Source organism: Massilia sp. CF038 (assembly GCF_900129765.1).
Classification (GTDB): domain Bacteria; phylum Pseudomonadota; class Gammaproteobacteria; order Burkholderiales; family Burkholderiaceae_D; genus Telluria_A.
Window position 1 is genome coordinate 1536116 of record NZ_FQWU01000002.1, and the last position, 15158, is coordinate 1551273.

15 protein-coding genes and 1 tRNA gene are annotated in these 15158 nt (G+C 63.0%); 11 read left to right on the forward strand and 5 right to left on the reverse strand.

What is annotated here, in order from left to right:
* Window positions 1-33 precede the first annotated feature (33 nt).
* Window positions 34-792: a substrate-binding periplasmic protein gene (locus tag BUC24_RS17290; protein ID WP_073218890.1), complete on the reverse strand. Its 759-nt coding sequence runs from the start codon at window positions 790-792 to the stop codon at window positions 34-36.
* 229 nt (window positions 793-1021) lie between these two features.
* Between BUC24_RS17290 and ispB the strand changes: the two genes are divergently transcribed.
* Together ispB and BUC24_RS17300 are read left to right on the forward strand one after the other, a co-directional pair.
* Complete coding sequence (gene ispB / locus BUC24_RS17295) at window positions 1022-2011, forward strand: octaprenyl diphosphate synthase (protein ID WP_073218893.1); 990 nt, start codon at window positions 1022-1024, stop codon at window positions 2009-2011.
* Window positions 2012-2163: 152 nt separating this feature from the next.
* Window positions 2164-2240, forward strand: a tRNA-Pro gene (locus BUC24_RS17300).
* On the opposite strand, the gene BUC24_RS17305 is transcribed toward BUC24_RS17300, so the two are convergent.
* The 4 genes from BUC24_RS17305 to BUC24_RS17320 all read right to left on the reverse strand — a co-directional run bounded on the left by BUC24_RS17305 (window position 2229) and on the right by BUC24_RS17320 (window position 6534).
* Entirely contained in the window at window positions 2229-3725 is a 1497-nt protein-coding gene (locus tag BUC24_RS17305) for a carbon-nitrogen hydrolase family protein (protein WP_083598971.1), read from the reverse strand. The genes BUC24_RS17300 and BUC24_RS17305 overlap by 12 nt on opposite strands.
* 87 nt (window positions 3726-3812) lie before the next feature.
* Window positions 3813-4490: a type 1 glutamine amidotransferase domain-containing protein gene (locus BUC24_RS17310; protein ID WP_073218899.1), complete on the reverse strand. Its 678-nt coding sequence runs from the start codon at window positions 4488-4490 to the stop codon at window positions 3813-3815.
* Window positions 4491-4591: 101 nt separating this feature from the next.
* Window positions 4592-5200 carry a TetR/AcrR family transcriptional regulator gene (locus BUC24_RS17315; RefSeq protein ID WP_073218902.1) on the reverse strand — a complete coding sequence of 203 codons (609 nt, stop codon included), beginning with the start codon at window positions 5198-5200 and terminating at the stop codon, window positions 4592-4594.
* 59 nt (window positions 5201-5259) lie between these two features.
* A complete protein-coding gene (locus BUC24_RS17320) occupies window positions 5260-6534 on the reverse strand; it encodes an MFS transporter (RefSeq protein ID WP_073218905.1) in 1275 nt (424 codons plus the stop codon).
* Window positions 6535-6649: 115 nt separating this feature from the next.
* Here BUC24_RS17320 and BUC24_RS17325 point away from each other — a divergent pair, with 115 nt between their 5' ends.
* The 9 genes from BUC24_RS17325 to BUC24_RS17370 all read left to right on the forward strand — a co-directional run bounded on the left by BUC24_RS17325 (window position 6650) and on the right by BUC24_RS17370 (window position 15145).
* On the forward strand, window positions 6650-7315 hold the full coding sequence (locus BUC24_RS17325) for a TetR/AcrR family transcriptional regulator (RefSeq protein WP_073218908.1): 666 nt from the start codon (window positions 6650-6652) through the stop codon (window positions 7313-7315).
* Between the two features lie 114 nt (window positions 7316-7429).
* Window positions 7430-9193 (forward strand): GMC family oxidoreductase N-terminal domain-containing protein, encoded by a 1764-nt coding sequence (locus BUC24_RS17330; RefSeq protein ID WP_073218911.1) that lies wholly within the window; start codon window positions 7430-7432, stop codon window positions 9191-9193.
* A 9-nt stretch (window positions 9194-9202) separates the two neighbouring features.
* Window positions 9203-9826, forward strand: a complete 624-nt coding sequence (locus BUC24_RS27000; RefSeq protein ID WP_073218914.1) for a hypothetical protein — start codon at window positions 9203-9205, stop codon at window positions 9824-9826.
* A 2-nt stretch (window positions 9827-9828) separates the two neighbouring features.
* Entirely contained in the window at window positions 9829-10830 is a 1002-nt protein-coding gene (locus tag BUC24_RS17340; RefSeq protein WP_073218918.1) for an AraC family transcriptional regulator, read from the forward strand.
* A complete protein-coding gene (locus BUC24_RS17345; protein ID WP_073218921.1) occupies window positions 10830-11810 on the forward strand; it encodes a hypothetical protein in 981 nt (326 codons plus the stop codon). Before BUC24_RS17340 ends, BUC24_RS17345 begins: the two co-directional genes overlap by 1 nt.
* 17 nt (window positions 11811-11827) lie before the next feature.
* On the forward strand, window positions 11828-13051 hold the full coding sequence (locus BUC24_RS17350) for a peptidylprolyl isomerase (protein ID WP_073218924.1): 1224 nt from the start codon (window positions 11828-11830) through the stop codon (window positions 13049-13051).
* A complete protein-coding gene (locus BUC24_RS26700) occupies window positions 13048-13563 on the forward strand; it encodes a hypothetical protein (RefSeq protein ID WP_143167555.1) in 516 nt (171 codons plus the stop codon). Before BUC24_RS17350 ends, BUC24_RS26700 begins: the two co-directional genes overlap by 4 nt.
* Window positions 13564-13589: 26 nt before the next feature.
* A complete protein-coding gene (locus BUC24_RS17365; RefSeq protein WP_073218933.1) occupies window positions 13590-14612 on the forward strand; it encodes a phospholipase C/P1 nuclease family protein in 1023 nt (340 codons plus the stop codon).
* Between the two features lie 50 nt (window positions 14613-14662).
* Window positions 14663-15145: a DUF1579 domain-containing protein gene (locus BUC24_RS17370; RefSeq protein WP_073218935.1), complete on the forward strand. Its 483-nt coding sequence runs from the start codon at window positions 14663-14665 to the stop codon at window positions 15143-15145.
* Window positions 15146-15158: the final 13 nt, after the last annotated feature.

Genomic DNA, 15158 nt, shown 5'->3' on the forward strand with positions numbered 1-15158 from the left:
GCGCATCAAGTTCGTGGTATGTCGACAACTTGACTACATGCCGCCGTAGCGGCTGCGGATCTGGTCGAACACGCCGCGCTTTTGCAGGCGCTCGATGGCGGCGTCAATACGGCGCACATCGGCCTCGGGGACAGTGGCACGGGAAAACATCAGGTGCACCCGCGATTGTAACAGCCAGAACGGCAAGGGCTGGACCTTCACCCCCTGCCGCGCGGCCGCATGCTCGACCCCGGATGCGTCGCCCAGCATGAAGTCGGCACGCCCGGCCGCCAGCATGCGCATGCCCTGGGTAAAGTCAATGAACTGAGACAAGCGCTTGGCCGCCAGCAGCGGCGCCATGCTTTTCTCGTACAGCGGCCCGTAGTACCCCACCCGCGGCGCCAGCAGCGACCATTGCGGCTGGCCGACCACCTGCTCGAAACTGTGTAAACCGGCAAAACGGGCGCTGCTGGCGCCAGCAAGAAAGAACAAGCCCACGGTTTCATCCCGGTACGGCAGACTGAAGCGGGCCCGCTTGAGCCGCTCGGGGGTGCGCGAAGCACCCGTCATGAGGTCGATTTTGTCACGAAAGAACAGCGTGAGATTGCGGCTGGCCGGCATGGGCCCCAGCTCCACCAGATCACAGCGGGCTTCCTGAAAGATGGCGCGCACCATGTCCGCGTCAATGCCCGTGAAGTGCCCCTGGGCATCGAAGTAGCTGTAAGGCTCCCATTGGCCGGTCGCGAGGGTGATCGGTTTGCTGCACTGGCCGGCCAAGGCGAGCGGGCACAACACGGCCAGCGCGAGAACCATCCCCGCGCGTGCACATCCCCGCTCCACGTACCCAATCATCGCCGTCCCCAAAAAATCATTCGCTATGAGTAATTTGCCACAGGTAACAGCAATGTCAAGGAATCAAGGTAACGATTGGTATTTGCGATTCAATATTTGCAACGCTTTGGCGTCCCGCCCTGGTCAAACCCGGCAGCGCACCAGTGCTTGTCGTATAATCCCCGCACCCAACGTCTACAGCAGGTTTGCCTTGTCCGCCGCCACCCTTCAAGCACCACAAAACAACATCGCCCATTCGATCGCCCAGGACATGGACGCGGTCAACACGGTGATCCGCACGCGCTTGCACTCCGAGGTCAGTCTCGTGAACCAGATCGCCGAGTACATCATCAGCGCCGGTGGCAAACGCATCCGCCCTGTGCTGGTGCTGCTCGTTGCGAATGCCTACAACTACAAAGGCACTGCGCACCACGAACTGGCCGCGGTGGTCGAGTTCATCCATACTGCGACTCTGCTGCATGACGACGTGGTGGACGAATCGTCCATGCGCCGCGGGCGCCAGACTGCTAATGCCTTGTTCGGCAACGCCGCCTCGGTGCTGGTGGGCGACTTCCTGTATTCGCGCTCGTTCCAGATGATGGTTGGCCTGAACAATATGCGCGTCATGCAAATTTTGTCGGACGCCACCAACGTCATCGCAGAAGGCGAAGTACTGCAGCTGCTCAACATGCACGACCCGGACGTCAGCCAGGACAGCTACCTGAAAGTGATTCGCTCCAAGACGGCCAAGCTGTTTGAAGCAGCCGCCGAACTGGGCGCGCTGATTTCAGGCGCGAACGATACCCAAATTGCTGCCGCTGGCGAATATGGCCGCTCGCTGGGCACCGCCTTCCAGCTGATTGACGATGTGCTCGACTACGCTGGTGACGCGGCCGAAATCGGCAAGAACGTGGGCGACGACCTGCGTGAAGGCAAGCCCACCCTGCCGCTGATCTGGCTGATGGAAAATGGCACGCCAGAACAGCGCGAACTGGTGCGCAACTGCATCGAGCAAGGCGACGAGCAGCACTTCGACGCCATTCTGGCAGCAGTCACCAGCAGCGGTGCGCTGGATTACACGCGCCGCGAAGCCGAAACCGCGGCACGGCGCGCAGCGGACGCGGTTGCCGGTCTGCCCGAGAGCATCTACAAGGACAGCTTGCTCCAGCTTTGCAAGTTTGCGGTCGACCGCAACCACTAAGCGGCACCTGCGCCCGACCAGCCCCAGCAATGGGGCTTTTTCATTTCTGGGGCAGCAGGCATATGCCGCTCTGCACGTCTAGCCCTGCATTGTCACAGGTGACAGGAACTATTGGCCCGCGCTACGATTCCAAGCAAGGACTGCATCCACGTCGGGGTGTGGCTCAGCCTGGTAGAGCGCTGCGTTCGGGACGCAGAGGCCGGAGGTTCGAATCCTCTCACCCCGACCAGATCACGGCGTCACCCTTATTGAACGGCCGCAGTGATGAATGTGCGGGCCAGCTGCGAAGGCCTATGGCGAAAAGCAAAACAACAAGTCCAACGCAGATCCAGCCGAATACATCCCCGATGCGTGTGTAAAGTGTACCGATCTGCGCCGGAAGCGTGGCCCGGTACAACATGGCTTTGCCAGGCAAGGGGGCACTGTCCTCGCGCGCCAGCATGCGTCCGTAGCCATCGGTCACCGTCAGCCAGCCCTCTCGCGAGGCGCGCACGATCGTGTAACCATTCTCCACCCCGCGCGTGAGCGTGATCGCACTGGCAAGCTCTGCATCATCGATAAAATCCCAGGCGGGCACGAGCATGACAGCCGCGCCCCGCTGGCCATAAGCACGCCCCATCGACGCAAAATGAAAATCCTTGCAAATGGCCAGGCCATACTGCACCCCGGCGATGACATGGGTGTTGTATTCATGGCCGGGAATAAACTCGCGCTCCGGCGGCGCCATGCGGTGCTTCTGATAATTTTCGACCAGGCCTGCCTGCGGTGACAGCATCCATGCCAGATTGACCCGTTTGCCACCATCGTCCACGCCCACCCCCGCGACGATCCAGATGTTCAGCTTTGCGGCCAGCGCCGCCAGGTGGGTTTGCAAGGCAGTTGACGCAGCTGGGGGCAGAACCTCGATCTTCTCGGGGAGCACGATAATCTGCGCGCCTTGCGCGGCAAGCGATTCAATCAGCACATCGTAGCGGCTCCACACCGCCGCCGACACTGAGCGCGGAATTTTTGCGTCCAGATAATCATCAACGACCGCCAGCCCTAGCACTGTCGGCGTGCCTGGCGTTGCTGGCGTGGCCAGGCGCGCGGCGCCGTAGGAAAGCGTGCCAAGTAGAACAAGCGCGGACAAGGCACTGGCGCGCCATGCTTGTGGCAAGGTGCGGCCGAAGGTCAGCGGCATTGCCAGCGCCGATGCCGTGAGCGACATGACGAACACGAGCCCGGGAACGCCGAACAGTGCTGTCAACTGCAGCGCAGGCAGAAAATCGGCCTGGGTGTAGCCGAGACTACCCCAGTTACCGTCCGGCAGGAACGCAGCCGTCAAGGTGTCCAGCGCTGCCCAAATCAGCGGATACGCAAACACGGTCCACCAGGCGCCGTAACGCAGTACCACGCGGCGCGCGGCCATGACGACCACAAGCCACGTCAGGGCTTGCAGCACAATGACCAGCAACGCAAACTGCAGCGGCATGACTTTGGCAAAGTACGGCAGGTTGACGCTGGTCCCGATGAGCGCAGCGAAGGCGACAGTCCAGCGCGCATCACTCGCGCTACTGCGGCAAGCCAGCGCCAGCAATGGCGCGGGGACGACCCAGGCCAGCCACCAGACTGACTCCAGCCCGACCACGGCGCGCAGCGCGATCCCCATCACTGCTGCCAAAAGAAAGCGCTGCCAGCGTGGCGACGGGAGAGGGAGCGGTACGGTCCTGATCATGGATGCCTTGTTTGGGAAGCTCGCTGCATTGTATTGCAACAATCACATCAAGTTCCCATATGCATGGCAAATAAAAAGGCGCGAGGATCAGCCTATCTGCTGAAGCAGCACCTGTGCCGCTGCGGCAGACGAGGCCGGATTCTGGCCCGTGATTAGCAAACCGTCCGTCACCACATACGAGCCCCAGTCTTCACCTTTGGAATAGACACCACCCAGCGACTTGAGAACATCCTCAACCAGGAACGGCACCACCTTGGTCAGGCCCACGCCCTCTTCTTCGGTGTTGGTGAATCCGGTGACCCTTTTGCCTTCAACCAGCGGACGGCCAGACGCATTTTTTACGTGCCGCAGCACGCCAGGCGCATGGCAGACCAGCGCCACCGGCTTGCTGGCAGCGATGAACGATTCGATCAGCGCGATCGAATTGCGGTCTTCAGCCAGATCCCACAGTGGCCCATGGCCGCCTGGATAAAACACGGTGTCGAAATCGGCTTGATCAATCGTATCCAGACGCACCGTGGCAGCCAGTTGCGCGCTGGCTTCGGCGTCGGCTTCAAAGCGGCGGGTCAGCTCGGTCTGGAATGATGGCTCATTGCTTTTCGGGTCGAGCGGTGGCTGGCCGCCGAGCGGTGAAGCGAGCACGATGTGCGCGCCCGCATCCTTGAACGCGTAGTAAGGCGCAGCCAGTTCTTCCAGCCAGAAACCGGTTTTGCGGCCAGTGTTGCCAAGTTCGCTGTGCGAGGTCAGTACCATCAAAATCTTCATGTTGTTGCTCCTGTGTGTAGTCAATAAAACTTGTTAGTAGACCAGTCGTCTAGAAATCAAGCGTAAAAAAGCATCTCAAGTGAAATGCGAGAACCCACCGTTCAGGCTGGTGGGAGTTGTAATAATTGGCGCGTGGTCGACAATGCCGCCACAAACGGTGCGCCGTCGCGATGGATCTTGACCATCACGCTGGCCCCGAGCCAAAGTTGATACAGACTCTGGCCTGTGCTGTCGGGATCACCGTTGATCGCAAGCGAACCCTCGGCCACGCCGGCGCGAATGGCGGCGGCCAGCCGGCTCACGATCCCTTCGGTGCCACGCTGCAGAGCCAGGCGCATCGTGTCGGACAAGTCCGCCACTTCCGCCCCCAACTTAACCGCCAGGCATTTGCCCTGGCAGTCCAGATACGATTGCGCTGCCTGCCAGCTCTGCCAGTAATTGAGCAGCCGCTGTGCCGAGGTCAGCCCTGGCAGACTCAAAATCGCGTCCATCTCGGCCAGGTATTGCTCAAAGTAGGTTTCCAGCATGGCCGCGCCGAACGCTTCTTTCGAACTGAAGTAATGGTAGAACGAACCCTTCGGGACGCCAGCGGCGGTCACAATTTCATTCAACCCAACTCCGGAGAATCCTTTGCCAGCCATGATGCGCTGTCCGACAGCGAGAATGTTTTCGCGGACGTCGTTGGTTGCAGTGGCGGTGGCAGCATTCATGAAACGCACTGTAGCATCAAATAGACCAGTCGTCTAGTGTCTTTTTCACAGAATTCCGATCAAGCGGCGGGGCATGGTTTGGCGGCCTTGCGCACCAGCCGGCCAGCAAAATAGAAGCAGGGAACGGCCGCTACCCAAGGCAGCATACCGACCAGCACAGCGTGGGTAATCGGCTCGGCCAGTCCTTGCGCTTGATACAGGTCCGTCAGCCATCCCACCTGCAAGTTCCCTGGCGATGTACCCAGCAAGGTCATGCATAAGATAAGAAAGGCAGTCATCGTCGAGCGCAGCCGGTCCGGGGCCAGGTCCTGCACGATCGCAAACAGCGGGCCGTATCCCACCGTGAGCAGCACACTGCACAGCAGCATGGCCGGCAGGAACAGCACGCTGGACGGATCGGCGAGACGGAAAAAGTACGCCACCGGAATGCCCAGCAAATAGACCAGTACCAGGAATTGCAAACGTCCGCCAGGGCGCCGGCTTTCCATCAGGTCGGCCGCGTAGCCGCCGCTCAGCGCGCCTACCACGCCACCGATCAGAAAAATCACGCCGGACACGTTCTGCGCCTGCTGCTTGCCGAAGCCGCGCTCCTGCACCAGCCACAGCTGATCGAGCACCAGCGCACCTTGCGCATAGATCACCAGCACGCCACCCAGAATGACCAGGCACAGCGCGGGCGACGCCTTCAGGCAGGCAGCGATATCGCGCATCACTTGCGACGGCGCGGAGCGCGATGCACCGGTAATGGCATGAGCGGACGTGCGCGGCTCGCGCACCAGCAGCAGCAACAGGGACAGGCCTGCCCCAAGAACACCCAGGGCAATGAAGCACTGGCGCCAGCCAATCACCGCGCCCAGTGTGCCGGCAATAATGAACGCCAGACCGATCCCGACCGGCGCGCCCAGGTAATACACGCCCGATACCGATGCGCGCCGCCTGGCATCCCACACATCGCCCAGCAAACCGAGCGCGGCGGGCGTCAGCGTCGCTTCGCCGACACCGACGAACAGGCGGCAGAATGCAAGCTGAGCGAAATTGCCGGTCAGTGCTGTCAAGCCGGTCAAGGCACTCCACGCGGCGACACCTGCCGCCATCAGGCGCGGACGATGCACACGGTCGGCAAGTGCGCCCATGACCAGCCCCAGGCAAGTGTAAAAGCCGGTGAACACAAAGCCGGTCAGCAGCGTAAATTCCAGTTTGCTCAGCTTCAGATCAGCCGTCATATCCACCGCGAACCCCTGCAGCAGAAACCGGTCCGCAAAATTGAGGATGTTCAGTATCGTAAGAAAAATCAGCAGCGAGGCTGCGCGGGTTGTCCCGGAAAAGGTGGTCATGGATCGCTAGCCTGTTCAGTTTATTATTTGGTTGATCAACCAATAAACGCAGCGTACCCGATTGGACAGGCCAAAACAAGTATAATTTGGTCGATCAACCAAATTAATTACCACCATGGCCAGAAAACCAAACACCGATCAGCGTCGGGGAGAAATTGTCGCTGCCTTACTGGCGACCATGGCAGAACACGGTTACGAGAAAGCCACCATCCAGCTCATCGCCAGACAGGCCGGCCTGGCGCCAGGTTTGCTGCATTACCACTTCAAAACCAAGGCGGAGATTCTGCTGTCTCTGGTGCAGACCCTGGCCGACCAGGGCCGAGCCCGGTTTGCCACCTTGGCGGCAGCCGCAATCACACCGGAACAACGCCTGGAGGCCTACATTCGCGCCCGGCTTGGCATGGGCGAAGGCGCGAGCTCGGCAGCTGTTGCCGCCTGGGTCGTGATCGGCGCCGAAGCAGTGCGCCAGCCTGATGTGCGCGCGATTTACCAGGACGTCGTTGCGCAGGAATGCGCGCAGATTGAGTGTCTGCTGCGCGACTGTCTGTCGGCAAACGGCAAGCAGGAAAACCAGGCTCGGCCGCTGGCGGCAGCCTTGCTTGCCTTGATGGAAGGCGCTTTCCAGTTGGCCAGCGCCGCACCGGGTGTCCTGCCTGCCGGTTTCGCTGCCGACACCACCCTGGCCTTGGTCCAGCGCTACCTGGCAGCGGAACTCCCCGCTCGGCCTGAGCAGTTACACCAGACTTACCGATTCCCCGCGCCAAAGCCGGAGTCGCCCTGATTAAAATCCAGGCAGCAACTTTTGGCGTGAACGCACATATGCCTGTCGCATTCGGACAAGACCCCATACATACGCTCCCTTAAATTGGCTTCTCGCCAATAAAAGGAGCGGACCATGTCGAAACGCAGCAGCACGGAACGGCGCCAGTTCATGGCGGCGATGGGCGGCCTGATGGCCGGCGCCGCCCTGCCCTCTGGCAGTGCCCAGGCAGCCACGCTGCCGCCCCGCACTCCCTTGACCCTGCCCGCCAGTGAGCTGCGCGGCGACTACGATGTGCTGGTCATTGGTTCAGGCTACGGCGGTGCGGTCATGGCCGCCCGCCTGGCGCCGGGTCGCCGTCTGGCCGTGCTGGAGCGCGGCAAGGAATGGGCGCCCACGGACTTCACCAGTGGCCTGATCGATACCTTGGCCCAGTTCCGCTCCGCCAGCAAGCCGCTCGGTCTGTTCGACTACCGCATCGGCGGCACTGTCGACGTCTTGAGCGGCAACGGCATCGGTGGCACCTCGCTCATCAACGCCAACGTGGTCATTGCACCCGACCGCGACATTTTTGGGCGCTGGCCCCAGTCGGTGCAGACGGCATACGCCAGCGGCGCGATGGATGTGTATGAAGAGCGCGTACGCGCCATGCTGGCCGCAGACACAGTCCAGGAGAACGACGCCCTGCGCAAGAACTGGTTCCACGTCTCTACCACGAAAGCGCGCCAGCGCGCCGGTGCCCAGGTGAGCGCGAAAGCCTTGCCGATCGCCGTCAACCTGCGCCGCTACAACGGTCAGCAGAACGCCCAGGGCGTATGGCAGAACCCCTGCACCCACTGCGGCGATTGCGTGACCGGTTGCCCCACAGGCGCCAAGAACAGTCTGGACGTGAATTACCTGCCGCTGGCGCGCAACGCCGGTGCGCAGATTTTCTCGCGCATGGAGGTGGACTGGGTCGAGCGCCTGCCCGACAGCCGCTGGCGCGTGCACTACACCAGCCGCGCTGCCAGTGGTGCTGCTGTCAGCGGGTCCGTAATTGCGGGCAGCGTGATTTTGGCCGCCGGCTCCCTCGGCAGCACCCAGATCTTGCTGCGCTCGCGCGGCCACGGCCTGGCACTCTCGCCGGCACTGGGCACGCGCTTTTCCACCAACGGTGACCTGCTTGGCGTGTCGTACAACACCAGCGTGCAGACCAACATCATGGGCTTTGGCAGCGGCGCGGCGCCATTCGGCCAGAAGCGCACCGGCCCCACCATCACCACGGCGGCCGACTATCGGGGCGGCGGCCGGCCTCCCGAACAGCGCTTCATGATCGAGGACGCGGCCATCCCCAGCGCGCTGGTCGACGCCATGCGCGTGGCCATGCCGCTGGCCGCCGGGGGCGCGTTTGACTTCCCCTCCACCCAGCGCATTGCGCGCGACGCCCTGGCGCGCCGCAGCGACGGTGCCCTCGACCACAGCATGGTGTACCTCGGGATCGGGCATGACAGCGCCGCTGGCAAAATCGAACTCGACGCCAACGGCAACGCCCGCGTAGTCTGGCCCAACCTGATGCAGGAACCCTTCGTCGCCCGCATGCGCGCCGAAATGGCGGCCCACGCCAAAACAGCAAGTGGCCGCTACGCCGACAGTCCGCGCACCAGCGCTATCTTTGGCGGCGTCATGACCACTGTGCACCCACTGGGCGGCTGTCCGATGGGTGACCGGGTCGAAGATGGCGTCGTCAACGCTGACGGCCAGGTCTACAACCCGAACGGCGCAAGCCAGGCGGTCTACCCCGGCTTGCTCGTTGTCGATGGTTCGGTGGCCCCCACCTCACTGGGCGCCAATCCCCTGCTCACCATTGCTGCCCTGGCCGAACGGGCGGCCGAGCGTGCCGCCGCGCGCAACCGCATTTAAGGAGACACCATGAAAAAATACCTGCTGATGATCGGGATCCTGCTGCTGCCTGCGCTGGTGTGGGCACGCGGTCTGTCCTTTACCGAAGAAATGCACGGCTACGCCTACTACCAGGGCGAATACCGCAACGTCAGCGTGCATTTCAAGATTGTCATCAACGACATTGACGCCTGGCGCGCCAACCAGAACTACGCGGCAGCCGTCACCGGCGAACTGCGCATCGACCGCCTGCCGTCCGGCACCGTCAACGGCACCCTGCAAATTCTGGCCCCTGCCCCGAACGACGTCGGTCGCTTGCTGACCTACCGCTTTGCCGGCGCCGGGCTGCAGTTTGTGGGCATCAAGCACGTCTACAACAATGCCGGAATCGATCTGCTGGACGACATGACCACCCTGCACGGTCTGTTCCAGCCGCTTGGCCAGGTCCAGCCCACTGTGCAGGACCTGCTGTACGGGCATAACTGGACCTCGGAACTGCACTTCGAATGGTGGAAGCCGGCCACGCTGTGGGACTTCTCATGGTCATTCTCGACCATCGCCACGCCCTGGTACGAAGACCTGGTGGTCAAGATCCTGTTCCTCAAAACGATCTTTGGCGACCTGGCCAAAGTCCTGTTCCCCTGGGCTGCCTGACGATGCAATACACGCCTTTGACGCCGAGCGTGTCGACCCTGTATGCCGATGCGCTGGGCGCGTTCCTGGCCGAACAAGGCTTGCCTGCGGATGCACGTGCCACCGGACCGCGCCTGTGCGGCGTTTCGTATGCCAGCAAGATGGCGGGTGCGTCGCGCCAGCTGGACGACCAGGCGCTGGGCCTGCGTTTCGGTGCGCGCGTGGGCGGTGCCGGCTTCGGCATGCTCGGCATCGCCGCAGCAACCGCGCCCACCCTGCGCGAGGCGATCCGTCATCTGACCCAGCTCGAATCGATTACCAGCACGCTTGGCTACGCCATGGTACGCCGCCAGGGCACCCGCGTGCACCTGAGCTGGCAACCGGCGCAACCGGTGCCGGCTGCTGTGGTGGAAGGCATCCTGGCGGGCTGGGTCTCGTTTGGCCGCTACCTGCTTGGCGAAAAGGTGGACGTGGTCCAGGTCGCGCTGCGCCATCGCCGCATCGCCCCCATGGCCATCTATGACAGTGTGTTCGAGTGCCCCGTCCATTTCGAAGCTTGCTGCTACGGCGTCACCATTGCCGCAGAACTGCTTGATGCACGCCCACGCTTTGCTGACGACGTCCTCAATGGCGCCATTGGCGGCTGGCTGCACCATTGCGCCCGCGTTGCGTCCGGCGACGCCATGACCGTCACCCGTTCGGTCGGCGCACTGCTGCAGACCACACTGCCATTGGCCGAGGCGGACGAACTGACCGTGGCCGCCATGCTGGGCTTCGAACGCCGCAGCATGCAGCGCGCGCTGCAGCAGGAGCGTACCTCGTTTCGGCAGATCGTCAGTGCAGCCCGCGCGCAGCACGCGATCCTGATGCTGATGCGTGGCGACGTGCCCCTGGCAGACCTCAGCGCCGACATCGGCTTTGACGAACAGTCGTCGATGTGCCGTGCATTTCGCCGCTGGACAGGTTACGCCCCGCTGGCATTCAAGGAACGGGTGAGCGAAGTTTTCCGCCCGCTGCGCGCGTGATGGATATTGGCGAGGCAAACCGCTGCCGCTTCCAGCCTGGTAGCGGCGAAGGCCACTACGAGAGCTACTTCCTGCGAGCCAATCATCCGCAGCGCCCGCTGGCGTTCTGGATCCGCTACACCTTCTTCAGCCCCAAGGGGCGCCCGCTGGACGCGGTGGGCGAGGTATGGGCCGTGGTCTTCGACGGCGAGCACGAACGCATCGTCGCAAAGCGTGACGCATTTCCCCTCACCGCCTGCAGTATCGGCAGCGGCAGTCTGTCGCTGGTGATTGGCGGCTCGTCGTTAAGTGGCGCGCGGCTGGCAGGCAACGCGGGACCGGTGACGTGGCTACTCAACTACGATGCGCCACACCCGCCTTTAATGCTGCTGCCACCGGCGCTGTACAGCAGTGCTCTGCCACGTGCCAAGGCACTGGTGGGCGGGCCGGCCGCGCTGTTCTCGGGCGAACTGCGGATCGACGGTGCCACGCTCGACATCCGGCAATGGCGCGGCAGCCAGAATCACAACTGGGGCAGCCGCCACACCGACACCTACGCCTGGGGCCAGGTGGCGGGCTTCGACGGCGCGCCAGACGTTTTCCTGGAGTGCACGACAGCGCGCCTGAAGCTGGGGCCCGTGTGGTCGCCGCCGCTGACATTGGTGGTACTACGCATCGGCGCCACGCAATACAGCCTCAATGGCCTGGTACAGGCAATGCGCACGCGCGCAACGCTCGACTTCTTCCGCTGGGAGATCGATGCGCGCAGCGCCGAGGTAACCATATCGATCCGCATGCACGCGCCCTCGTCCGCCTTTGCCGGCCTTGGATATGCCAACCCGCCAGGCGGCATCAAAACCTGCCTCAACTCCAAACTGGCCACTTGCAGCGTCACGGTCACGCGCCCGCGCATGGCCGCCGTCACCTACCACACCGAGCACCGGGCAGCGTTTGAAATACTGACCGACCGCACCGATCACGGCATCGCGGTGCTCGCTTGAACGAACAGGAGAACAACATGAAATGGCTCGCCGGCGTCGCTGCCTGCATCGCTGCTTGTACAGTCCAAGCCAGCCAGTTCCACACACTGACGCTGGAAGTGGCAAGCCGCACCGCTACCGCAGAACGTCCACTGGAACAGCTGGCCGGCGACCGCGCTTTCGCACAATGGCTGCGTACACGCTTCAGTCCCGCGACCCTGCACCCGCCCAGCCGCGTGGGCTTCGAACGCGAAGCCGCACTCGACGACCAACTGAGCAGCGCCTTGCGCGGCACCTATCCGACCGAACTCGAACCGGTGCTGCGCACGCTGGACCGGGTGGTACTCGAATCCAGGGCGCCTGATCCAATGATGCTCGACCGGCTGTTTGGCAAACCGGGCAAGCTCCAACTGACCTATACCCTGGACTCGCCGCAGGCCACGCTGGCCGATGCCGTCAAGTTGATCACCTATGCCCTGCCTGGCAAGCCGCCAGCTTCGCTCAGCGTGGCCGACGTGCTGAAGCGGCAGAACGTCCAAGGAAGAATGGCCTTCTTCGCGCGCGACACCAGCTTCATGCTGCAGCAGGCGCGCGCACGTGTCGCCGGCCTGCTTATGGTGGACTGGGCACAGGGCCGCTTTGGCCACGACGCCGTCGCCGACTTGCGGCAGGCGCTGGCCGATCAGGACGACGTGCGGGCGGCCACGGGCCTGTACGGTCTGGCCAATGATGCGGAAGACGTCAGTCCGATTCAGGCGGGGCTGGCGAAACGTGTGACACGGTCCGATATCCGCGCCTGGTACCAGGCCAACCGCGAGCAGTTTCGCCGCATCGACCGGGTGCGCGCACGCCATATCCGCGTACCGAGCGAAGCCCTGGCCAACCAGATCGCCAAACGCGCTGCCCAGGGCGAGGAGTTTGCATCCCTGGCGCAGACCTACTCCGTGGCGCCTGATGCGGCCCGCGGCGGCGCCCTTGGGTGGGTGCGGGCCGGCGTTGATCCGAGCTGGCTGGACGCACTGGTACTCCAGCAGCCCGATGGAAAAGTGTCGATGCCGTTTCGTGATCCGGTCGGTCCGGATCGTGCGGCCCATTGGGAGATCATTCTGGTCGACCGGCGTGTGGAAAGCTATCAGCCAGCCGGCTCCGAAACCGTGCGCTACCTGGCTCGCAAAGCGATTGCCCTCGAGCGGGCGCGCAAGGAGTTTGCTGCTGCACGCGCACAGGCGGCACTTGCCTTTCCCAGCGGAGGTCGGCCATGAATCACACCACAAAAGCAGCCGTTGTAGCGGTCATGGCAGCAGCGGCCTGGCTGGCCTGGCCATCGGCTGACATACCGGCGCCGGTCGCCGATACTGCCGCCCCCCCAACACCAGTGGTCGCGGCGCCGGCAACTGCCGGGACACCGTTTTTTGCCCCCGTTCCCTCTTCCCAGCCCCATATATCAGCCGCGCAAAGCATGGCGCAATCGCGCCTGCACGGTGACCCGGAAGCGCCGCCAATTGCCAATCAGCCCATCACGCGCGATCCACCCAGCGCACAGGAGCTGGCCGATCCCAAAGCTTATGAAGCATACGAAGCAAGACAGACGCAGCGCACCTATGCAGCCTACATCCGCGCGGTCGACGAGGAGCTGCCGCGCCTGCGCGCCGATATTGAGCGCGGACGGGCCATGGGCATCGCCCCCAACAAGATTGCGATGGCCGAGGACAAGGCGCGCCGCCTCGGCCTGATGCGTGCCCAACTCGCCAAAGAGCTTCAAGCAGCACCCTGACCATCCACCAATAAAAAGGAGAACCAATGAAAGCAGTCTTCAAACTGGCGCCTGTGCTGCTGGCGCTGGTGGCCGCCGTGCCGGCCCACGCATGGAATACCGAAACGCACCGCCGCATTGTGCTCGACGCCGTGCAATTCATGAAAACCCATCCGGCCGAAACGCGCTACACCCAGCTGCTGGCGGGCGTGACCAAGGCCGGCTACACGATGGACGAATTTGCCGCCGCCATCGGCCAGGGCGCGCACGACGTCGATTATTTCGAGGACACCTACATCTGCGGCTCCACCAGCGGCAATTGCCAGAACGCGCCCCTGTGGGGTCTTGGCTCCGGGCTGGCACACTACACCTCGTTCTGGCACTTTCAGAATCACACGGCAGGCGTGGACGCCCACGGTAACGACTTTGGCGGCTACCACTACGCCAAGTTGAACAACCCGGGCGACATCGACAAGCTGGCCGCGGCCTGGCTGGTGAACGATTATCTCGATGACGGCATTCGCGGCAATGGTGGCTGGTTTGGCGACAATTCGAAGTACAACACCTACGGCATCACCGAGGCGCACTACCGCCAGGGCAGCAACTCCACGCGCGCCATGTACCAGGATTACCAGAACTTCCCGTTCCAGCCAATCGATAACTTGGGACAGTACTACTGGAGCCGCTTCCTGGAAGCGCCATCGGCCCAGGCCCTGGGCTTCACGCTCCACACCACCGATCTGCTGCAGCCGCACCATACCTTTAACACGCTGGCGCACAACCACTCGGGCTGGGAAGGCTGGGTCTGGGATCACTACGACAGCGAAACACTGGGCGACGCCACGCTGGTCAAGGCCGCGTTGGCCGATTTCACGCCACTGGCGCCAGGCGCCACCGACATTCGCGCACTGCTGACCCAGGGCGGGACCTACTCCTACAAGTACGGCGGCGCGGTGCTGTCGTCAACTGACCATGCAGTGCGCAAATCGGTGGCCCGGAAGATGATTCCCCATTCGATTGCCATGGTGGTGCGCATTCTGGACCGGGCTGCCGAACGGCTGGCGCAATAAGGTCATCAATCAGGGCCAAAGCTGTCCTGATTAGCGAATAGGATGGGTGCATGAAAACACAATCACCCTCCTCTTCCAGCGCTGACTTCGATTTTTTTATCGGCACCTGGCACATCGCCCACCGCCAGCTGCGCCAACGCCTGGCCGACTGTGACGAATGGCTTACCTTCGAAGGCGGCTGCATCACCAGCGCACTGCTGGCCGGTGCCGGCAATGTCGACGACAACATCATCCACCACCCTGCCGGCAGTTACCGCGCCGTCACGCTGCGCAGCTTCGACCCCGCCACAGGCAACTGGTCGATCTGGTGGCTGGACGGACGCTATCCCACACGCATGGACGTTCCCATGGTCGGCAGCTTCGATCAGGGCAAAGGCGTGTTCTACGCTGACGACAGCTTCGAAGGCCGGCCGATCCGCGTCCGCTTTTTATGGCACGCAGACGGCGACGCGCCGCGCTGGGAACAGGCCTTCTCCGCCGATGGCGGGAAGACCTGGGAAACCAACTGGATCATGGACTTCCGCCGCGCATGAGCGCGCGGCCGTA